The sequence below is a fragment of the Bradyrhizobium roseum genome, assembly GCF_030413175.1.
Classification (GTDB): domain Bacteria; phylum Pseudomonadota; class Alphaproteobacteria; order Rhizobiales; family Xanthobacteraceae; genus Bradyrhizobium; species Bradyrhizobium roseum.
Genome location: NZ_CP129212.1, coordinates 6,479,080 through 6,495,997, shown reverse-complemented (window position 1 = coordinate 6,495,997; position 16,918 = coordinate 6,479,080). Strand labels below are relative to the sequence as shown.

The window sequence follows — 16,918 nt, the reverse complement described above, 5'->3', positions numbered from 1 at the left end:
GTTCGTATCTATTTTGTTTCCGTCGCCATTATGAGGAGCGCTGGCGACGATGCAATCCATGGTTCGGCTTGTGGCGCCATGGATTGCTTCGCTGCGCTCGCAATGACGGGTCTGAAATCAAGCTCCGATCGCGATTTTCGGCTCGGCGTCCGCGTTCGCCTTCATTTCCTTCAGCGCGCGGCGGTATTCGACCGGCATCACCTTGCGGAATTTCGGCAGCCAAGCCTTCCAGTCGGCGAGGATATCGGCGGCCCTTTTCGAGCCGGTCAGCCTGGCGTGGCGCGTGATCAGCACATGAAGCCGCTCGACGTCGGAATCGAGCAGGTTCTGGAACACGTCGACCCGGCCATGGGCCTCGAGATCGCCGGTCTGGTGAAAGGTATTGGCGTTGATCAACTCTTCCGACAGCACCGGCTCCAGCTCGACCATCGCCATGTTGCACAGCTTGGCGAAATCTCCGGCCTCGTCCAGCACGTAGGCGATGCCGCCGGACATGCCTGCCGCGAAATTGCGCCCGGTCTTGCCCAGCACCACGACGACGCCGCCGGTCATGTATTCGCAGCAGTGATCGCCCGCGCCTTCGACCACCGCGACCGCGCCCGAGTTACGCACGGCAAAGCGCTCGCCGGCGATGCCGCGGAAATAGCATTCGCCTTCGATCGCGCCGTACATCACCGTGTTGCCGACGATGATGGATTCTTCCGGAACGATGCCGGAATTGCGCGGCGGCTTGATGATGATGCGGCCGCCCGAGAGCCCCTTGCCGACATAGTCGTTGCCTTCGCCTTCGAGCTCGAAGGTGACGCCCCGCGCCAGCCACGCCCCGAACGCCTGCCCCGAGGTGCCCTTGAAGCTGACCTGAATGGTGTCAAGCGGCAGGCCGGCATGGCCGTAGATCTTGGCCACCTGGCCCGACAGCATCGCGCCGGCCGAGCGATCGGTGTTGTTGATCTCTTCCTCGATCTTCACGGGCGCGCCTCGATCCAGCGCGGTCTGCGCCTTCTCGATCAGGCGGCGGTCGAGCACGGCTTCCAGATGATGGTTCTGGTTCTCGGCGTGATAGATCTTCTGGCCCTTCAGCTCCGGCTGCCGCACGAACAGCTTCGAGAAATCGAGCCCCTTGGCCTTCCAGTGCGCCACCAGCGTGGACTGGTCGAGCATCTGGGTCTGGCCGACCATCTCGTCGAACGTCTTGTAGCCGAGCTGCGCCATGATCTCGCGCACTTCCTCGGCGACGAAGAAGAAGTAGTTGATGACGTGCTCGGGCTGGCCGGTGAAGCGCTTGCGCAGCACCGGGTCCTGGGTCGCGACGCCGACCGGGCAGGTGTTGAGGTGGCACTTGCGCATCATGATGCAGCCCGCCGCGATCAAGGGCGCGGTCGCGAAGCCGAACTCGTCGGCGCCCAGCAGCGCGCCGATCACGACGTCGCGTCCGGTGCGGAAGCCGCCGTCGACCTGGACCACGATGCGGCTGCGCAGCCGCTCGCGCACCAGCGTCTGGTGGGTTTCGGCAAGGCCGATTTCCCACGGCGAACCCGCGTGCTTGATCGAGGTGAGGGGGGACGCGCCGGTGCCGCCCTCGAAACCCGCAATCGTCACATGGTCGGCGCGCGCCTTGGCAACGCCCGCGGCCACGGTGCCGACGCCGATTTCGGAGACCAGCTTGACCGAGACCTGACCGTCCGGATTGACGTTCTTGAGGTCGTAGATCAGCTGCGCCAGATCCTCGATCGAATAGATGTCGTGATGCGGCGGCGGCGAGATCAGGCCGACGCCGGGCGTCGAATGCCGCACGCGCGCGATCGTCGCGTCGACCTTGTGACCAGGCAACTGACCGCCTTCGCCGGGCTTGGCGCCCTGTGCCATCTTGATCTGCATCATGTCGGAGTTGACGAGGTACTCCGTCGTCACGCCGAAACGGCCCGAGGCGACCTGCTTGATCGCCGAGCGCATGCTGTCGCCGTTCGGCAGCGGCTTGAAGCGATCGGCCTCTTCGCCACCCTCGCCGGTGTTCGACTTGCCGCCGATCCGGTTCATGGCGATGGCCAGCGTGGTGTGCGCCTCGCGCGAGATCGAGCCGAACGACATCGCGCCGGTGGCGAAGCGCTTGACGATCTCGGCAGCCGGCTCGACCTGGTCGAGTTTCACGGGCTTGCGCTTCTCGTCCTCGGCGGTCTTGATCCGGAACAGGCCGCGCAGCGTCAACAGCCGCTCGGATTGCTCGTTGAGAATTTTTGCGAACGCACGGTACCGCTCCAGCGAATTGCCGCGCACGGCATGCTGCAGCGTGGAAACGGATTCCGCGGTCCAGGCATGGTCCTCGCCGCGGGTGCGGTAGGCATATTCGCCGCCGACATCGAGCGCGGTCTTGTAGACCTGCGCATCGCCGAACGCGTCGGTATGGCGGCGCGCGGTTTCCTCGGCGATTTCGGCCAGGCCCACGCCCTCGATACGGGTGTGGGTGCCGGCAAAGTATTTGGCGACGAAGTCGGCCTTCAGCCCAACGGCGTCAAAGATCTGCGCGCCGCAATAGGACTGGTAGGTCGAGATGCCCATCTTGGACATCACCTTCAAAAGACCCTTGCCGATCGACTTGATGTAGCGCTTGACGATCTCATAGTCGTCGAGCGCGCCGGGCAGGCGGTCCTTCATCGCGATGATGGTTTCGAACGCCAGATACGGATTGATCGCCTCGGCGCCGTAGCCGGCCAGGCACGCGAAATGATGCACCTCGCGCGGTTCGCCGGATTCGACGACGAGACCGACCGAAGTGCGCAGGCCGGTGCGGATCAGGTGATGATGCACGGCGGCGCAGGCGAGCAGCGAGGGAATCGGAATCCTGTCCGAGCCCGCCATGCGGTCGGACAGGATGATGATGTTGACGCCCTCGCGCACCGCGCCCTCGGCGCGCGCGCAGAGTTCATCGAGCACCTGCTCCAACCCTGCCGCGCCAAAGCCGGCATGGAAGGTGGTGTCGAGCGTGCGCGACTTGAAATGGGTGTCCGCGATATCGGAGATCGAGCGGATCTTTTCCAGGTCCACATCGGTCAGGATTGGCTGGCGCACTTCCAGCCGCTTGGTCGAGGCCAGGCCCTGCAGGTCGAACAGGTTCGGCCGCGGCCCGATGATCGAGACCAGGCTCATTACGAGTTCCTCACGGATCGGGTCGATCGGCGGGTTCGTGACCTGCGCAAAGTTCTGCTTGAAATACGTGAACAGCGGCTTCGGCCGGTCCGACAGCGCCGAGATCGGCGTGTCATTGCCCATCGAGCCCGCGGCTTCCTCGCCGGTGGCGGCCATCGGCGTCATCAGGATGTTGACGTCTTCCTGCGAATAGCCGAACGCCTGCTGCCGGTCCAGGAGCGGCAGGTTCGAACGCATGCCCTTGACGGGCGCGTCGGGCAGTTCCTCCAGCACCAGCTGGGTACGATGCAGCCAGTCGCTGTAGGGATGGCTCTTGGCGAGCGTTGCCTTGATCTCGTCGTCCGGAATCAGGCGGCCCTGTTCGAGGTCGACCAGCAGCATCTTGCCGGGCTGCAGCCGCCACTTGGTAACGATCTGGTCCTCGGGGATCTTCAGCACGCCCATTTCGGACGCCATCACGATGCGGTCGTCCTTGGTCACGAGATAGCGCGCCGGACGCAGCCCGTTGCGGTCGAGCGTGGCGCCGATCTGGCGGCCGTCGGTGAAGGCGATCGCGGCGGGGCCGTCCCACGGCTCCATCAGCGCGGCGTGATATTCGTAGAAGGCGCGGCGCTGCTCATCCATCAGCGGATTGCCGGCCCACGCCTCCGGGATCATCATCATGACTGCATGCGGCAGCGAGTAGCCGCCCTGCACCAGGAATTCCAGCGCGTTGTCGAAACAGGCAGTATCGCTCTGGCCTTCATAGGAGATCGGCCACAGCCGGCTGATGTCCTTGCCGTACAGCTCCGAATGCACGGAAGCCTGGCGCGCCGCCATCCAGTTGACGTTGCCGCGCAGCGTGTTGATTTCGCCGTTATGGGCGATCATGCGGTACGGGTGCGCCAGCGACCAGGTCGGGAAGGTGTTGGTCGAGAAACGCTGATGCACCAGCGCCAGTGCGCTTTCAAAGTCCGGTTCGTGCAGGTCGGGATAGTACTTGCCGAGCTGGTCGGCGAGGAACATGCCCTTGTAGATCACGGTGCGGCACGACAGCGAGACCGGGTAATAGCCGGCCAGTCCGCGTTCGCGGCGCTGATAGATCGCCTGCGAGATCGACTTGCGCAGGATGTAAAGCCGTCGCTCGAACTCGTCCTCGGTCTTTGCGGTGCCGTTGCGGCCGATGAACACCTGCATGTGATAGGGCTCGGTCGGCTTGACGGTTTCGCCGAGCGAGGCGTTGTCGGACGGTACGTCGCGCCAGCCGAGCAGCACGAGGCCCTCGTCCTTGATCTGCTCGGTGATGATGCTCTGGATCACCTTCCGCCACGCCGTCTCCTTCGGCATGAACAATGCGCCGATGGCATATTGGCCCGGCTCCGGCAGCGTGAAGCCGAGCGCAGCCGCCTTGCGCGCGAAGAAGGCGTGCGGAATCTGCACCAGAATGCCGGCGCCGTCGCCGGCGCGCGGATCGGCGCCGACCGCGCCGCGATGTTCGAGGTTGCACAGGATGCTGATCGCGTCGGAGACGATTTGATGCGACTTCCTGCCCTTGATGTTGGCAATGAAGCCGACGCCGCAGGAATCCTTCTCCATCGAGAGGTCGTACAGACCCTCGGCCGGCGGCCGCCAATCGTGCTCGCGCGGAGAAGCTTCAAACAAATCGTCGGCCGGTTTCGAAGCCGCGGTCGCCGACAGTGTTTCTGCCACGATGTGTTCGCGCTCGAATTCCGACCCGCTCATCTCAATCCTCTCAAAAAAGGCTTAAGGGCCTCACCGCATCTTCGGCGCACCTTGGACGCTTGCGGCACCCACCGGGCCACCGCTCGTCCGCCGCGAGCCGCAATTTCTAAAATTCAGACTTGGGCGTTCAACGTCCCTGAGGAACGGCCTTGCCTGCACTGCCCTGGAGCTCGTCGCACCACGGTTTCGATGCAATCCCCGTACCGGGAAAGCGCCGCATTTGAGACAGTGATACTGTCCTAACTCTGACCATGCCAAACTTTTATCTATCACACAAGCGCGTGAAAGTCCTCGCTTGCATGCGGATCGGCGCCCGTTGGCGGGGAAAAATACCCGCGGGCCGGCGTTTGAGGCTGGGCCCGCCGCGATCCTGCCCAAGGACCGCCCGATTTCGCGACGAAATATTAGCTTGGGCCGGCAGGCGAGCGAACGAGATGCCGTGTGGCAGGGCCCAGCGGCGACGGGGCTTACAGGAGCTTTCGGTAATGAAGTTTTTCACGGGATCTTTGGCGGCGGGACTGGTCCTTCTGGCGGGCAGCGCGCAGGCGCAGGGGCCCGGACGTTACATGGCGGCATCGGACGTCGAGGCCCCCTATGTGGTCGGGCCCCGCGTGGTTGCTCCGCCGTCGCCATACGACGCCGGTCCGGGCTATGGATACGGCCCAAGCCTGCTGCCGTCGACGGAAGTCTATTCCGTGCTGCGCGACAATGGCTTCTCGCCGCTCGGCATCCCTCGGCTGCGCGGCTTCGTCTACACCATCGCCGCGCTCGATCGCGACGGCTCGGGTGGGCGACTTGTGATCGACGCCCGTAACGGCCGGATCCTCCGCTTTATGCCCCGCCGCTGGGGCAGCGACAATTTCGATGAGGAGCAGAGTGCACTTCCCCGGCCTGTCCCGGGTCCTCTTGGGCCTCCGCCACGGCAGGCTCTAGCGCCGCAAGTCCAAGCCCCGCAGGCTCAGGCATCGCAGGCCCATGGGCCAGATCACGCCGCGGTGCGCCCGTCACGGCCGGCCCAGGTTGCGAGCCGCGCGGTGCCGATGCCGAAGGCCAGCCCGCTCGCGGCCAAGCCCGCACCGGCCGCGCCGGCGCCGATCCAGCAGGCGGCCGCGCCTGCGCCAAAATCGGCCGAGGCACAGACAGCGGCTCCGGCGGCAGCTGATGCCGTCGCGGCCAAGCCCGCCCCCTCGACCGCGCCGACCGAGGAAATGCCCAAGGCCCAGGGGCTCGAATAAATTCCTCTATCGCTCCTGCGCAAATCAGGGATGCACGCAAAAAAAACGCCCCGGTTTCCCGGGGCGTTTTGGCATTCAGCCAATATCGACTGAGCGTGTCAGGCCGCGACCGAAGCGTCGACCACCTGCGGCGCCTTGGCGCCGGAATTGATCGGAATGCTGCGGGGCTTCTTGGCCTCGGGAATCTCGCGGACGAGATCGACGTGGAGCAGACCGTTCTCAAGCGAGGCGTTCTTCACCTGCACGAAATCGGCAAGCTGGAAGGCGCGCTCGAAGGCGCGCGCCGCGATGCCGCGGTAGAGCACTTCGGAAGTGTCCTTGCCGTTCTCGTTGGCGGTTTTCTCGCCCTTGATCGTCAGCGTGTTTTCCTTCGCGACGATCGAAAGCTCGCCTTGCGAGAAGCCAGACACCGCAACGCTGATGCGGTAGGCGTTCTCACCGGTGCGCTCGATATTGTAGGGGGGATAGCCGGGGCTGCCGTCAGAGGTCACCTGGTCAAGCAGGTTGAAGAAGCGGTCGAAGCCGACGGTAGAACGATAGAACGGGGTGAGGTCATAGGTACGCATGGGATAGTCCTCCATTGAGCGACTGGTTCGGTTAACCCGCCCGCCATCGGGCCGGGCCGTAGTCCTGTGCAGCCTTGTGTCTGGAGCGATCCGAAACACTGGTAGCGGCCTGCACAGAAATGATATGGGAGGGGTGAAACGGCGTTCAAGAGGGGCGGACAAGCCCCCTTTTTTGCGCTCTCAGCCTTGATTTTCAGCCCTTTTTACCTAGCCGGTTGCCTCCCCATGACGCTCGTCTCCATCCCCGCCAATCCGGTTCCGGATGACGTCGTCTCGGGCACCATCAAGACGCCCGACGGCGCCGAGTTGCGGTTCGCGCGCTGGGCGCCGCCGGCGGGCCGCAAGGGCACGGTCTGCGTCTTCACCGGGCGCAGCGAGCCGATCGAGAAATATTTCGAGACCGTGCGCGACCTGCGTGATCGCGGCTTCGCGGTCGCGATGATCGACTGGCGCGGCCAGGGGCATTCCTCGCGCCGCCTGCGCGATCCGCGCAAGGGCTATGTCCGTGACTTCTCCGATTACGAGGTCGACGTCGAAACCTTCGTGCAGCAGGTGGTGCTGCCGGATTGCCCGCCGCCCTATTTCGCGCTGGCCCATTCCATGGGCGGCGCCGTGATGCTGCGGCTCGCCCACGCAGGAAAGCGCTGGTTCGATCGCATGGTGCTCTCGGCACCGATGATCGACCTGCCGGGGCGCAAAACTTCGTTCCCGGCGCGGGCGCTGCTTCGCGCGATGCGGCTGATCGGGCAGGGCGGCCGCTACGTGCCCGGCGGCGGCGACGCGCTGACCGGAATGGAGTCCTTCATCAACAACCCCTTCACCAGCGATCCCGTGCGCTACGCGCGCAACGCGGCGATCCTGGAAGAAGACCCGACGCTGGGCATCGGCTCGCCGACAGTGGCCTGGGCCGACACCGCGTTCCGCGCGATGCACACGTTTCGCGGCATCAACTACCCCTCCGAAATCCGCCAGCCGATCCTGATGCTGGCGGCCAGCAACGACAGCATCGTTTCGACGGCCGCGATCGAGGAGTTCGCCTATCACTTGCGCGCCGGCTCGCATCTGGTGATCGCAGGCTCCAAGCACGAGATCCTGCAGGAGCAGGACCGCTACCGCGGGCAATTCTGGGCCGCGTTCGACGCCTTCGTGCCGGGCACGCCGCTGTTCAAATAGTTCTTGTCGCGGCTTGCGTTCGCTCAGCCGGGTTGTCCGACGACGATCCCATCGGCCGCGCCTGCACGTATTCACATCTTCGCGCGCGCCCTGGTGGACAATTCAGGACGACTTGCCCAGAATGAAAAATGGGTTACGAGCCGAAGCCGTAGCGAGCGCGCGGCCGGCCGCGCTCGCTTGCGGCAACTATCTTCCAGCCGCCGGCTTCGGCAGCCGCGCCGTGATCCGCTCGGGCAGCCGCCGTTCGACAAACAGCGTCCTGACCTCGGCGACGCTGAGGTAGCGCTCGCTGCCTTTGCCCTTGCCGAGTATCTTCAGCAGCACCGGCCATTCGCCCTTCATTAGCATGGGGTAGTACCAACGCGCCTTGTCGCCGTCGCGCTTGAGGTTGGCCTTCATGTAGATGTCGATTTCCTCCGCCGTCAGGCCGCGCTCGATGCCGCCGTCGGGATCTTGGCGGTCCTTGCCGAAGCCGGCGAGCCGCGCGATTTCGTCCTCGTGAACCTTGGCATCGACGTCGAGGATGCGCGAGCCGCCGCCATGCTTGTCGAGCGGACCATCGCGCAATTCATCGAGAACAGCGCCTGATGTCGCGCTCTTCAGCACGCTGAGCGGTCCGAGGCCGTTGGCGATGACTGCGACTAACCTGGTTTTTATTCGGACGTCTCGTTGCGCCGAACCGGTCTCGCCGCTCGCCAATCCCACCATTTCGGCGATCTGCGAAAGCGGCACGACGTGGCCGCCGACATAGCCGTTGGCGACCAGCGCGCGCAGGAACGGGCAGGGATTGTTGGGCGAAACGGGAAACTGTCCTGCTGGCGTGGCGCGGGGAGCGTTGCCGATGGTTCCGTCCGACATGGCTTTAAATCCTCGAGGCGCCAGTATGAAAATAGGTCCGCCGCCCGAAACGGGATGCCAGAGCGAACTGGATGAAGGTTCTAAGAAAAGAAACGACGTCGTGCTACTTCTACGTGCAGGTAGTTTTTGGCGGAATCCCGTGCGGAGTCAACCGACGGCCTGCCGCATCGTCAGTTATGAGCGGCCAGCGTCGGCGAGGGTTCGACAAGCGTCAATCTGCCCAGGGGGATGCCGGCTTTCAAAAGGCCGTCGCGGTAATGGGCAAGATCGGCCGGCAGCTTCCAGTGGAAATTGCGCAGGTGGCGATCGACGGTCAGGCCGGGATAATTGCCCAGCAGAACGTCGGCGGCGTTCACCGCCTCCGCGGTGCGGCCCAGTTGCGCCAGCGCCGCGGCCCGGATCGCCAGCGCCTGCAGATGATTGGGATTCATGTAGAGCTGCTCGCGTGCCCAGGACAGCGAGGCGTCGTACTGTCCGAGCAGGTAATGCGCGAACGCGTTCACCGCCGCCCATTGGTAGCGCGGATCGTTGCTGCCGCTCTGCGCCGCCATGGTGAACAGTTCGATGGCGTTCCGGTGTTCGCCGGAGACGAGATGACACACGCCGAGCACGCCGCGGGCACCCATGTCATATGGATTGAGGCTGACCGCCCGCTTGGCGGCATCCATCGCGGCCTCATAGTGGCCTTCCGACGCATTCACATAGGCGAGGATCTGAAACGCGAACGACGAGCGGGGATCGAGCCGGACACTGCTCTCCGCGAGCGTCATGGTGGAATCCCACACTTCGCGCGTGCCCTTGATCCATCCGAGCTGGATGCCCTGAACCTGGATGGTGGCGAGATAGGCGCGCGCGATCGACAGCGTCGGATCGAGCGCGATGGCTTCCTTGAACAGCTCGACCGAGGTCGCGACGTCGGCCTTGGTCTGCAGATAATAGTAAGACAGTCCCTTGAGGAAACGGTCCCAGGCCGTGATGTCATTGGACGAGGAGCGCGGCGGGGCGGAGGCTTCCGCCCGATAGATTTCGGCCGCGATCGCCGCCGACAGGCTGGTGGTGAGTTCGTCCTGCATCGCGAACAGATCGCCGATGTCGCGGTCGAACCTGCCGGTCCACAACTGCTCGCCGGTTTCGGGCGCGATCAATTCGGCGGTGACGCGGATCTTGTTGGCGGCGCGGCGCACCGAGCCCTGGATCAGGTAGGTCGCGTCGATCTCGCGCGCGATCAGGCGCGTGCTCACATTCCTTCCCTTGAAGGTGAAGGTCGAATTGCGGCTCAGCACCCGATAGAACGATTGCAGCGACAGCGCGTGGATCAGGTCCTCGGTCAGCCCGTCGGAAAAATACTCTTCCGCGCCTTCGCTCAGATTGGCGAACGGCAGCACGCCCACGATCGCGGTGCGATACTGGGCCGGAAGATTGGTGGCCGACGTTTCGTTCGAGGCTTTCGGCGGAGGGCCGCTCGCATCGGTGCCGGCGGGCTGCCAGGTCCAGACCTGGATCGCTTCCTCGATATTCTTGAACCGGTGGGGGCCGGCGTCGACCAGCGGGATGCTGAGGCGCTTGCCCGCTTCGTGACAGGCTTTGCCGGAGACCGCGACGCCGCCAGGGGCGGCGACCGATTCGAGGCGGACGGCGATGTTGACGTCGTCGCCGAACACCTCGTCCTCGTCGGCCATCACGTCGCCCATGTGGATGCCGAGGCGGAACTGCATCGATCGATCGGCGGGCAGATGCTCGTTGCGCTCCGCCATCACCATCTGCATGGCGACCGAGGCCTCGATGGCGCCGACGATCGAAGGGAACTCGAGCAGGAAGCCGTCGCCGGTGTTCTTCACCAGGCGGCCGCCGTGATTGAGGATGATCGGGTAGACCGCGGAGCGATGGGCCTTGAACGTGGCGTGCGTCCCCGCCTCGTCGACCCCCATCATGCGGGAATAGCCGGCGACGTCGGCACAGACGATGGCTGCCAGGCGTCTTTCCATGTCCCCCACGATATCCCCAGCGCCGGAACGGGCAAGATAACCACTACGTGGTCGGCCGTCCGATTCCAATGTTTATAAAATATCGGCAATCCGGTGGAAGCCTGATTTGCTCATGATACTACTGCAAATCGCTGGAATTGGCACACACGCCCGTTAAGGATTGGCAAAGTCATGGAACTGTCAAATGATGGTTGAGACGCTCGGCATCCATGATCTCTGGCTCTTCATCCTTTCGGGGCTGCTGCTCAACATCACCCCGGGCCCGGACACGGCCTATATTATCGGCCGCAGCCTGCAACTCGGATGGCGCGGCGGAGCAGCGGCGGTAACCGGAATCAGCACCGGCTGTCTCGTTCACGTGTTCGGCGCTGCGATTGGCCTGTCGGCATTGTTGATGACGTCATCGGCCGCATTCACGGTGCTGAAATGGGCAGGTGCTGCCTATTTGCTCTTGACGGGCGTCCAGATGCTGCTGTCGCGTGCGCGCCCGCCGGCTGAGGCGGCCGTGGCCGGCAACGCGACGTCGCTGTCCCGCGTGTTCTGGCAGGGCGCCCTGACCAACGTGCTCAATCCGAAGGTAGCGCTGTTTTTTCTGGCGTTCCTGCCGCAATTCGTGACGGCGGAATCATCCCACAAGACGCTGGCCTTCCTTACCCTCGGCCTGATCTTCATCACCGGCGGCACGTTGTGGTGTTTCGCCGTTGCGGCCTTCGCCGCGCGGGCCGCCGGCCGCATCCGCCGGTCGGCGGGTGCGATGGCCTGGATCAACCGGGCGCTCGGCGGGCTGTTCGTCTATCTCGGCATCCGCGTGGCGATGCTGGAGGCGCGCTAGGCCAGCTGTTCGCCGGCTACGACACCAGTTTCGCCAGCGCGTTGCTGGCGAGGTAGAGGCCGAGAACGATCATGCCGATCTGAAACCAGCGCCGGAATACATCCGGCTGCAGCCGCGTCCGCACCGCCTGCCCGACGAACATGCCCGCAAAGGACGCCGCCATCGCGATCGCGCCCGGCAGCGCGGTGGCAGCCGTCAGCAGGCCGGCGCTGGTCAGGTTGAGGCCGAGCGCCAACGTCGCGACCGTGAAGAAGACGCCGAGTGCCTGGATCAGTTCTTCCTTCTCCATGCCGATCGCCTGCAGGTAGGGCACCGACGGAACGACCTGCACGCCGGTCGCCGCCGAGATCAATCCGGTCGTCAGCCCGACGATGCCGCCGACCCATTTCTCGTTGCGGGGCGCGACGGTGAAACTGAACTTGGTGAGGCCGATGATTGCATTGACAGCGAGCAGCAGGCCGAGCGCGATGGTGGTATAGCGCGCATAGGGACCGGTCAGGGCGCCCGCATTGAGCCAGATGCCGGCCGCCGTCCCGATCAGCAACGGCCATAGCCGCCGCAGGATGTCGCGCAGATAGGGGCCGCGAAACGTCTGCCAGATGTTGGTGACGATCGCCGGCACGATGACGATGGCGATCGCCTGGGCCGGCGGCATCGATACCGCGAGCAGGCCCATCGCTACCGTCGGCAGGCCGAGCCCGAGGGCGCCTTTGACAAAGCCCGCGAGGAGGAAGGCTGCCGCGACCAGAAGAAGCAGAGAATCGAACATGGCCGCGACCTTGACCGATCGACGCTTCGGACACAATCTGGAGGTTCCGGAGATAGCCTTTGGCAAATCCGAAGGCTATCGATGCCGCGCGCACGGCGCAATCGCGTCTCCTCACCATGAGGATTGAGGGCATGGATGCGTTTTGATCTGGTCGATCTGCAACTCTTCGTCGCGGTGGCCGAGACGCGCAGCATCACCAATGGCGCGCAGCGGGTTCACCTCGCGCTGGCCTCGGCGAGCGAACGGATCAAGGGGCTGGAGGAAGCGCTCGGCGTCGGACTTTTGACGCGCGGTCGCCGCGGCGTCGAACTGACGGCGGCCGGCGAAAGCCTGCTCGATCACGCTCGCGTCGTGCTGCACAATGTCGAGGCGATGCGCGGCGATCTGGCCGCCTTTGCCCATGGCGCGAAGGCGACCGTCCGCTTCCTCGCCAACACATCGGGGCTCTCGGAATATCTGCCGAAGACGCTGGCGGCCTTCCTGGCGGCGCATCCGCATATTTCGATCGACGTCGAGGAGCGCGAAAGCGCCGAGATTGCCCGCGCCATCGCCGTCGGCGCCGCCGATCTAGGCCTCGCCGCCGAACACGCGCTGGCCGACAATATCGAGCGGATGCCGTTCAGCCAGGACCGTCTGGTGCTGGTCGCTGCGCGGGACGATGAGCTGGCGAACCGGCGGCAGGTCGATTTCAGCGACGTGGTGAAGCGCGATTTCGTCGGGCTGATCAACTCGATCGCGCTGCACGCACATATCAGCGGACATGCGGCGCGGCTCGGTGCCCGCCTGCGCTTTCGTGCGCGGCTGAACAGCTTTGACGCGATCGGCCAGATGGTCGCCGCCGGCATCGGGATCGGCGTGATGCCCGAGGTGGCGGCCAAGCGATGCGCGCGGTCGATGAAGATCAATGTCGTCAGGATCAGGGATTCCTGGGCCAACCGCAAGCTCGTGATCTGTGCGCGCAATTTTCGGGCGCTGCCCAAGCCCGCGCAGCAACTGGCCGAGCACCTGCGCAAATCCGCGCCGCGATGAAACGACGCGAGACGCCGTGTCACTTGGCCGTGTCGAGGCCGGCAGCCTTGATGACGCGCGCCCATTTCCGCGTCTCGCTGCCGATGTAGTCGCGAAACTGCGCCGGCGTGTTGCCGGCCACCGTGAGGCCCTGGTCGGCGAGCTTCTGCTTCACCTGCGGATCGTTCATTGCCTCGTTGGCGACGCGGTTCAGGAGGCTAACGATCGGCTCGGGCGTCCCGCCAGGGGCGAGCATGCCGTACCAGTTTTCGATCAGGATATCCGGCATACCGACCTCCGCGGTGGTCGGCACGTCGGGCGAGGTGGGCGCGCGATTGGGCGCGCCGAGCGCGATCGGGCGCAGGGTGCCGGCCTTGATATGCGGCAGCAGCACCGGCAGATCGAGGAACGCCATCTGCACCTGCTGGCCAAGCAGGTCGTTGATGGCGGGCGCCGCACCGCGATAGGGAATGTGCACGATGTCGATATTGGCGGTCAGCTTGAGCAATTCGCCGGCCAGATGCGGCAGGCCGCCGACGCCGGCCGATGCGAAATTGAGTTTGCCCGGCTGGGCTTTTGCGAGCGCGACCAGTTCCTTCATGTTGCTCGCGGGCACGTTGCTGGCGACCACGAGCATTTCCGGCACCGTCGTCACCAGCGTGACCGGCGCAAAATCCTTTGCGACGTCGTAGGGCACCTTTTCCATGGTCGGGTTGATCACCAGAGAACTCGCGCTCACGATTCCGATCGTGTAGCCGTCGGGCGAAGCCTTCGCGATCGCATCGGTGCCGAGCACGCCGGCCTGGCCGCCGCGATTGTCGATCAGCACCGGCTGCCTCGTGATTTCCGACATGCGCTGGCCGACCAGCCGCGCGATGATGTCGTTCGGTCCGCCCGGCGGGAACGGCACGATCAGCTTGATCGGTTTGCTGGGAAAATCCTGCGCGTCCGCTACGGCGGGCAGCAGCACGGACAATGCGGTGAGAAGCACGCGAAGAACCTTCATCGAAGCCTCCGGTAACTTGTCAGCGCCGGGCCAGACGTCCCGGCTATTTCACGTCCTCAATCCATCTATCATCGTCATGAGATCACTTCGTCGTCACGACACCTGCATCCTTGATCACCTTCGCCCACTTCTTGATTTCGCCGTCGATGAAGCCGCGGAAATGTTCCGGCGTATCGCCGACCAGCGTCGCGCCCTGGGCGGCGAGCTTTTCCTTCACGGCCGGATCGGCCATCGCTTCGGTGGCGAGCTTGTGTAATGCCGCGACGATCGCCGGCGGCGTCGCGGCGGGCGCGACCATGCCGTACCAGTTCTCGATGATCATGCCGGGCATGCCGGCCTCGGTGGTGGTCGGCACCTCCGTCGCGGTCGGCGCCCGTTCGGACGCGCCGACCGCGATCGGCCGCAGTGCCCCGGCCTTGACCTGCGGCAGCAGCACCGGCAGGTCGAGGAAAGCCATCTGCACCTGCTGGCCAAGCAGATCGTTCACCGCCGGCGCCGCGCCGCGATAGGGCACGTGCACGATATCGATATTGGCCGTCAGCTTGAGCAGTTCGCCGGCCAGATGCGGCAGGCTGCCGGGACCCGACGAGGCGAAATTCAGTTTGCCCGGCTGCGCCTTGGCGAGCGCGACCAGTTCCTTCATGTCCCTGGCGGGCACGTTGGTCGCGACCACCAGCATCTCGGGCACGGTAGCGACCAGCGTCACCGGCGCCAAGTCCTTCAGGGTGTCGTAGGCGACCTTTTCCATGCTCGGGCTGATGGCAAGCGCGCCCGCGCTCGAGATCGCAATGGTGTAGCCGTCAGCCGGGGCCTTTGCGACCGCGTCGGTGCCGAGCACGCCGCCCTGGCCGCCGCGGTTGTCGATCAACACCGGCTGTTTTGCGATCTCCGACATGCGCTGGCCGATCACCCGCGCGATGATGTCGTTGGGGCCACCGGCCGGGAACGGCACGATCAACTTGATCGGTTTTGCGGGGAAATCCTGCGCCGAGGCCGGAACAGGCAACAATAGAACAGGCAACAATAACAGCGTTAGTCCAGCCAGCAGCTTGCTCGGCAGTCTCATGAATACTCCCCGATCCCGCATCTGAGGTGCGGTGTTGGCTTCTATCGTACGCGATGAACCGCGCGATGCAAGGTCTGCGGGTGCGTGACCTGGGCCACGCCAAAGCAGGTTTTGTCAGCGCAGCAGCTCGTCCGCCGGGGCGAGCGTGATCGATCGTGCGGTGATCAGATTGCTCCAGACCCAGTGATGGTGACGAATCACGCCTTTCGCGTCGAGGTGAGGACGGTCGTTCAATGTATGGGCGTCGGTTACCACGACGACATCGTAGTGGTGCGAGACGGCCGACCGCACGGTGGCATCGACGCAGAAATCGGTCGCCCATCCCGTGATCAGGACCCGGTCCGGCGCGATCGCCTGCAGGCGCGCCGCGAGGTCGGTCCCGGCGAATGGATCGTTCAGGGATTTTCGAACGACGATATCGGCAGGGTCGCGGTGCAGGTCCGGCAGCAGCGTCCAGCCCGGCGTTTCCGGCTCGAAGTCGTCGTCCTTGCCGCCGCAGTGCTGGACAAAGATGACGTGGCCTGCCCGTTGACGCACCTTTGCGGCGAGACGGTTGATGCGATCGATGACACCGTTGAGATCGTGCTTAGGCAACCCGTTGAACAGTCCGACCTGCATGTCGACGACGATCATCGCGTCCATCGCAGGCCTCGGTTGTCATATATCCTGGCTGTTCAACAGCTTCAGCGCCGCCTCGTGCACGCGGGCGTCGCCGGCGGCGACGATGCGGCCGCCGCTTTGGGCGGGCTTGCCTTCCCAGTTGGTGACGACGCCGCCGGCGCCGGTGACGATCGGGATCAGGGCCGCGATGTCATAGGGCTTGAGTTCGGTCTCGACCACGAGATCGAGATGTCCGGCCGCCAGCATGCAGTAGGAATAGCAGTCGCCGCCATAGCGCGACAGCTTCACCGAACGCTCGACCCGGCCAAAAATCTCGCGGTCGGCGGCGTTCATCAGGAGCGGGCTCGTGGTGTAGGAGGTGGCGTCGCTGAGCGATGCGCAGCGCCGCGCCGCCAGCCGCCGCTCGCCGGAAGGTCCGGAATATTGCGCCGATCCAGAGTCGCCGGAAAAGCGTTCGCCGATGTAAGGCTGGTGCATCATGCCGAACACCGGCGTGCCCTGGTGCAGCAGTGCGATCAGGGTTCCCCAGATCGGAAAGCCGGCGATGAAGGATTTGGTTCCGTCGATCGGATCCAGCACCCAGACATATTCGGCGTCCTCGCGCTCGTTGCCGAATTCCTCGCCGACGATGCCGTGTTGGGGGAAGTTTGCCTTGATCAGGCGGCGCATCACCGCTTCGGCGGCGCGATCGGCCTCGGTGACCGGATCGAAATCGCTCGCGCTCTTGTTGTCGATCGAGAGCGAGGTGCGGAAGAACGGCAGGATGGTTTCGCCGGACGCGGTGGCAAGGCGGCCGATGAAGGCTGTGAAATCGATGACCGTCACGACTGTTCCTTACCGACCGTGGAGGGAGATTGCCGCCACATGCCTAGCTCAATCCGCGCTGATGCGCACCGCCGGCGGCGCGTTATTCCCATCCGTATTGCCAGGTGA

Annotated in this window: 12 protein-coding genes and 1 pseudogene; 4 read left to right on the top strand and 9 right to left on the bottom strand. The window is 64.6% G+C overall.

What is annotated here, in order from left to right; genetic code table 11:
• Positions 1-117: 117 nt before the first annotated feature.
• Complete coding sequence (gltB, locus tag QUH67_RS30775; protein ID WP_300943295.1) at positions 118-4,866, bottom strand: glutamate synthase large subunit; 4,749 nt, start codon at positions 4,864-4,866, stop codon at positions 118-120.
• Between the two features lie 485 nt (positions 4,867-5,351).
• Here gltB and QUH67_RS30770 point away from each other — a divergent pair, with 485 nt between their 5' ends.
• The gene (locus QUH67_RS30770) at positions 5,352-6,101 is read left to right on the top strand and encodes a hypothetical protein (protein ID WP_300943293.1); all 750 of its coding nucleotides are present in this window, start codon (positions 5,352-5,354) and stop codon (positions 6,099-6,101) included.
• A 98-nt stretch (positions 6,102-6,199) separates the two neighbouring features.
• Here QUH67_RS30770 and QUH67_RS30765 read toward each other — a convergent pair whose 3' ends face one another.
• A complete protein-coding gene (locus QUH67_RS30765) occupies positions 6,200-6,667 on the bottom strand; it encodes an Hsp20 family protein (RefSeq protein WP_300943291.1) in 468 nt (155 codons plus the stop codon).
• 225 nt (positions 6,668-6,892) lie between these two features.
• Between QUH67_RS30765 and QUH67_RS30760 the strand changes: the two genes are divergently transcribed.
• Positions 6,893-7,840, top strand: coding sequence for an alpha/beta fold hydrolase (locus QUH67_RS30760; RefSeq protein WP_300943289.1), 948 nt, complete (start codon positions 6,893-6,895; stop codon positions 7,838-7,840).
• Positions 7,841-8,038: 198 nt separating this feature from the next.
• On the opposite strand, the pseudogene QUH67_RS30755 reads toward QUH67_RS30760, so the two are convergent.
• Positions 8,039-8,698: pseudogene (locus QUH67_RS30755) on the bottom strand (di-heme-cytochrome C peroxidase); the annotation flags it as partial.
• Between the two features lie 170 nt (positions 8,699-8,868).
• The gene (locus QUH67_RS30750) at positions 8,869-10,683 is read right to left on the bottom strand and encodes an adenylate/guanylate cyclase domain-containing protein (protein WP_300943285.1); all 1,815 of its coding nucleotides are present in this window, start codon (positions 10,681-10,683) and stop codon (positions 8,869-8,871) included.
• Between the two features lie 184 nt (positions 10,684-10,867).
• Between QUH67_RS30750 and QUH67_RS30745 the strand changes: the two genes are divergently transcribed.
• On the top strand, positions 10,868-11,515 hold the full coding sequence (locus QUH67_RS30745; RefSeq protein ID WP_300943283.1) for a LysE family translocator: 648 nt from the start codon (positions 10,868-10,870) through the stop codon (positions 11,513-11,515).
• 16 nt (positions 11,516-11,531) lie between these two features.
• Here the strand turns inward: QUH67_RS30745 and QUH67_RS30740 are convergent, their stop codons facing one another.
• Complete coding sequence (locus tag QUH67_RS30740) at positions 11,532-12,284, bottom strand: sulfite exporter TauE/SafE family protein (protein WP_300943281.1); 753 nt, start codon at positions 12,282-12,284, stop codon at positions 11,532-11,534.
• 135 nt (positions 12,285-12,419) lie between these two features.
• On the opposite strand from QUH67_RS30740, the gene QUH67_RS30735 reads away from it, so the two are divergent.
• Positions 12,420-13,313: a LysR family transcriptional regulator gene (locus QUH67_RS30735; RefSeq protein WP_300943279.1), complete on the top strand. Its 894-nt coding sequence runs from the start codon at positions 12,420-12,422 to the stop codon at positions 13,311-13,313.
• 19 nt (positions 13,314-13,332) lie between these two features.
• On the opposite strand, the gene QUH67_RS30730 is transcribed toward QUH67_RS30735, so the two are convergent.
• The 4 genes from QUH67_RS30730 to hisN form a co-directional block, all read right to left on the bottom strand.
• Positions 13,333-14,298, bottom strand: coding sequence for a Bug family tripartite tricarboxylate transporter substrate binding protein (locus tag QUH67_RS30730; protein ID WP_300943277.1), 966 nt, complete (start codon positions 14,296-14,298; stop codon positions 13,333-13,335).
• A gap of 82 nt (positions 14,299-14,380) precedes the next feature.
• Complete coding sequence (locus tag QUH67_RS30725; RefSeq protein WP_300943275.1) at positions 14,381-15,364, bottom strand: Bug family tripartite tricarboxylate transporter substrate binding protein; 984 nt, start codon at positions 15,362-15,364, stop codon at positions 14,381-14,383.
• A gap of 114 nt (positions 15,365-15,478) precedes the next feature.
• Positions 15,479-16,006 (bottom strand): isochorismatase family protein, encoded by a 528-nt coding sequence (locus QUH67_RS30720; protein WP_300943273.1) that lies wholly within the window; start codon positions 16,004-16,006, stop codon positions 15,479-15,481.
• Between the two features lie 15 nt (positions 16,007-16,021).
• The gene (gene hisN / locus QUH67_RS30715; protein ID WP_300943271.1) at positions 16,022-16,810 is read right to left on the bottom strand and encodes a histidinol-phosphatase; all 789 of its coding nucleotides are present in this window, start codon (positions 16,808-16,810) and stop codon (positions 16,022-16,024) included.
• Positions 16,811-16,918: the final 108 nt, after the last annotated feature.